At 46.8% G+C, this 3,137-nt stretch carries 3 protein-coding genes and 1 pseudogene; all 4 read right to left on the bottom strand.

Annotation, left to right across the window (positions count from 1 at the left end; translation table 11 throughout):
- Nucleotides 1-271: ATP-binding cassette domain-containing protein (locus tag B3D59_RS07440; protein WP_286818699.1), on the bottom strand; the 271-nt coding region annotated here is incomplete at its 3' end.
- Nucleotides 272-275: 4 nt separating this feature from the next.
- A complete protein-coding gene (locus tag B3D59_RS07435; RefSeq protein ID WP_286818698.1) occupies nucleotides 276-1,526 on the bottom strand; it encodes a BMP family ABC transporter substrate-binding protein in 1,251 nt (416 codons plus the stop codon).
- 305 nt (nucleotides 1,527-1,831) lie between these two features.
- Nucleotides 1,832-2,149, bottom strand: coding sequence for a hypothetical protein (locus B3D59_RS07430; RefSeq protein ID WP_286818697.1), 318 nt, complete (start codon nucleotides 2,147-2,149; stop codon nucleotides 1,832-1,834).
- Nucleotides 2,150-2,302: 153 nt separating this feature from the next.
- Nucleotides 2,303-3,067: pseudogene (proX, locus tag B3D59_RS07425) on the bottom strand (glycine betaine/L-proline ABC transporter substrate-binding protein ProX); the annotation flags it as partial.
- Nucleotides 3,068-3,137 lie beyond the last annotated feature (70 nt).

Raw genomic sequence — 3,137 nt, 5'->3', positions numbered from 1 at the left:
TGAAGTGCTGGTGAATCATGCCGATGCCAAGATTGATGGATTCCACCGGATTGGAGATACGAACGGGCTTGCCGTTGATCAGGATAGTTCCCGAATCGGGCTGGTAAATGCCGTAAAGGATATTCATCAGTGTTGTCTTGCCGGCACCGTTCTCCCCGAGCAGGCCTAATATCTCTCCGGAACTGACTTCAAGATTGATATCCTTGTTGGCATGAACCCCCTGGAATGATTTGCAAATATCCTTCATTTCAAGGCGTTGTATTTTAATCATAAAACTATTTGTTGGGGATTTCGCCTTTCACATTGTCCACAAAATACATCATGGAAAGCAGATCATCTTTGGAGGCACGTTCCCCCTCCTTGATTTTTATCTCTCCCTTGTTGTCGGAAACCGGACCCATGAACGGATCAAATACCTCAACGCCCTGCTTCATCTGCTCATAGCGTTTCATGACCAGGTCATAGGCGCTGATTTCACCAAATTGTTCAGTTTTAATCATGGCATGTTTCAGGGGTTCAACAAATTTGGTGTTGACGGTTTCATCAGGGCTGCCGCCCAGAATGGCGGCCTTTTCTTTGGCCAGCCACCAGACGTCCTGACTGGGATCCCAGGTGCCTTCATGTATATCTTTCAGGATTTTGGCATACATTCCGCCCCAGTCCATGCGTTGGCCTGAAACCACAGAATCTTTGCCATACACCTGCATGGGGGAATAATGGGAAAATGTGTAGATCTGTTTGCCTTTTTCACAATGAGTCTGGCCTACTTCAACGACCGCAGGGGTGTCCTCGGTGAATGCTAGGGCATCACAACCTTCAGCAATCAGTGCTTCAGCTGCTTCTTTGGCCTTGTCCGGCCCGTACCAGGCATAGATCCATTTCACGTCCACGGTGGCATCGGGGTTGACGGCCTTGGCACCAAGGGCATAGGCGTTGATGTGGCGGATCAGTTCCGGAATGGGGTAGGCGGCAACATAACCAAGTTTATTGGATTTGGTCAATATTCCTGCCATCATACCGTTGAGGTAGTACATTTGATACAGATCGCCAAAATAGGTGCCCAGGTTGGCGCCACGTTTGAACCCTGCGCAATGCATAAATTTTGTATCCGGATATTTTTCAGCGGCTTTGACGGTGTTATCCATGTATCCGAAACTGGTGGTGAAGATCACATCGCATTTCTGCTGCTGGACAAGACGATCCATGATTCTCAGGGAATCCGCTTCAGTCACCGATTCAACAATAACGGTTTCCAGCCAAGGATAGAGAGATTCAACATACCTTTTGCCTAAGTCATGGGCATGGGACCATCCGTAATCGCCCACCGGTCCCACATAGATAAAACCGGCTTTCAGCTTCTTTTCCTCAGCCGGTGCATCCTGGGAGTCTGCGGTTTTTTCAGATGCTTTTGCCTCAACTTCTGTGGTTTTCTCAGGTGCTTGTTTCGGTTTGTCCTGCTCTCCGCAGCCGACAATGAGCATCGCGAAAAGAAAACTGACAATCAGCACTCTCATCTTGGTTTTCATCGTTATCTCCAAAGGTTATAATATGGGTATCAAGAAATTTTTAGGATCATACGATAATTGCTGGTTTGTCGTCAACTATTTAAACACAGGCTCCTAACACCAAAAAAAATACCCCCCTTGCAGGTTGGTATTCCTGCAAGGGGGAGGGGATCTATCGAAAAAAAGAACCTTCTATTTTGCAACGACCCGGGGGCTCGCCAGTCGTTTCATCTGGCCTGATTTTTAGCAATCCATTCTTTTGTCGAGTTCATGGGTCGGGACCACTCTAAATCGCCCATTGGGCCTGCATAGATAAAACCGGCTTTCTATTCTTTTTCTGCAGCCGGAGCTTCCTCTACATCTGCAGGCGTTTCAGCAGCTGGAGTTTTATCTTCCTCAATAGTTTGGGTTTTAATTTCTTCAGTGGTTTGGGTTTCAACTTCCTTAACTGCTTGGGTTTCAGGTTGAGCAGTCTGGGTTTCAACTTTTTCAGTAGTCTGGGTTTCAACTTTTTCAGCAGCCTGGGTTTCAACCTGAGGTGCTTTGGCGGTTTCTTTCGGCTTGTCCTGCTGTCCGCAACCGGCAAAGATCATTGCGAAAAGAAAAACACAACTAACAATCACTACACTCATCTTAATTTTCATCGTTCTCTCCTTTGTTTATAGTTGGGAACTAGTACAACTTTAGAAGTATACGATAATTACAGCCCCACCGTCAACTATTTACTCAGAATATTAACACCAAAAATAAGACCCCCTGCAGGGGGGGGGGCTTATATCTTGAAAAAAAGGAACAGTCTATTTTGCAGCGGCCCGGGCCTGGGCCAGCCAGTCATCCCATTTTTTCTGATTTTCAGCAATCCACTCCGTGACATGCTTCTGGATCTCTTTTGCTAATTTTTCACCCGCGTTCATGCGGGTGTTCTGCGCATTAATATCTGCAAGGGGCAGAGTGAAGAGTTCAAAAATTTTTTTGGCCGCAGGATTGTCCGCTAAAAATTTTTTGTTGGCTACCATACGGATATCCGAAACAATAAATCCCAGTTTCACCGGATCCGTAACTGCGCCGTCGATGCCGGACTGGGTCATCATGTCCACGACCATGGCCTGGGCTTCAGTGGGTAGAATCTTAGGCACGTTGATCCACATCACGTCTTTCCCGGGTTTGAGTTTATATACGGTCCAGTTCGGGGTCCAGGTGTAAAAGAAGATGGGTTCTCCTGCTTTGTCTCCACCGATGGCAGACGCCATGCCTGCTTCATAGGATGCTTTTACCGGATTGATATCATCTTCGAGATCGTAAACCTTTAAGTGGTGGGCAATGACTTTTTCGCATCCCCACCCCGGAGGACAGGCGGTCAGATCGGCTTTGCCGTCATGGTTTTTGTCAAAGGCCTTTTTAACCTCTTCACGTTTAAAGTCATCCAAAGACTTGATGTTGTATTTTTCAACCGCGTTTTTAGATACCAGATATCCCTGCAGGCCACCGGCCTTGGCCACATATCCGATTTTCTGGGCCTTGTCATCAAAATCTTTTGGCAACTGGCTGTTATGCATGGGAAACCAGCCATTGCACCGTAAATATTCGGGTTAGTAATAATTTTTTTCTCCCATCTCAAAAAAGCGGGACACT

It is taken from the genome of Desulfobacter sp. UBA2225 (assembly GCF_002348205.1).
In the GTDB taxonomy this organism is placed as follows: domain Bacteria; phylum Desulfobacterota; class Desulfobacteria; order Desulfobacterales; family Desulfobacteraceae; genus Desulfobacter; species Desulfobacter postgatei.
Note: the sequence above shows the minus strand (reverse complement) of the source record. Positions and strands in the feature narration are given on the sequence as shown.

What these genes read in the sequence shown, in the direction of transcription:
- B3D59_RS07435 (WP_286818698.1), bottom strand. Translation starts at nt 1,526, where the DNA reads ATGAAAACCAAGATGAGAGTGCTGATTGTCAGTTTTCTTTTCGCGATG.
- B3D59_RS07430 (WP_286818697.1), bottom strand. Translation starts at nt 2,149, where the DNA reads ATGAAAATTAAGATGAGTGTAGTGATTGTTAGTTGTGTTTTTCTTTTC.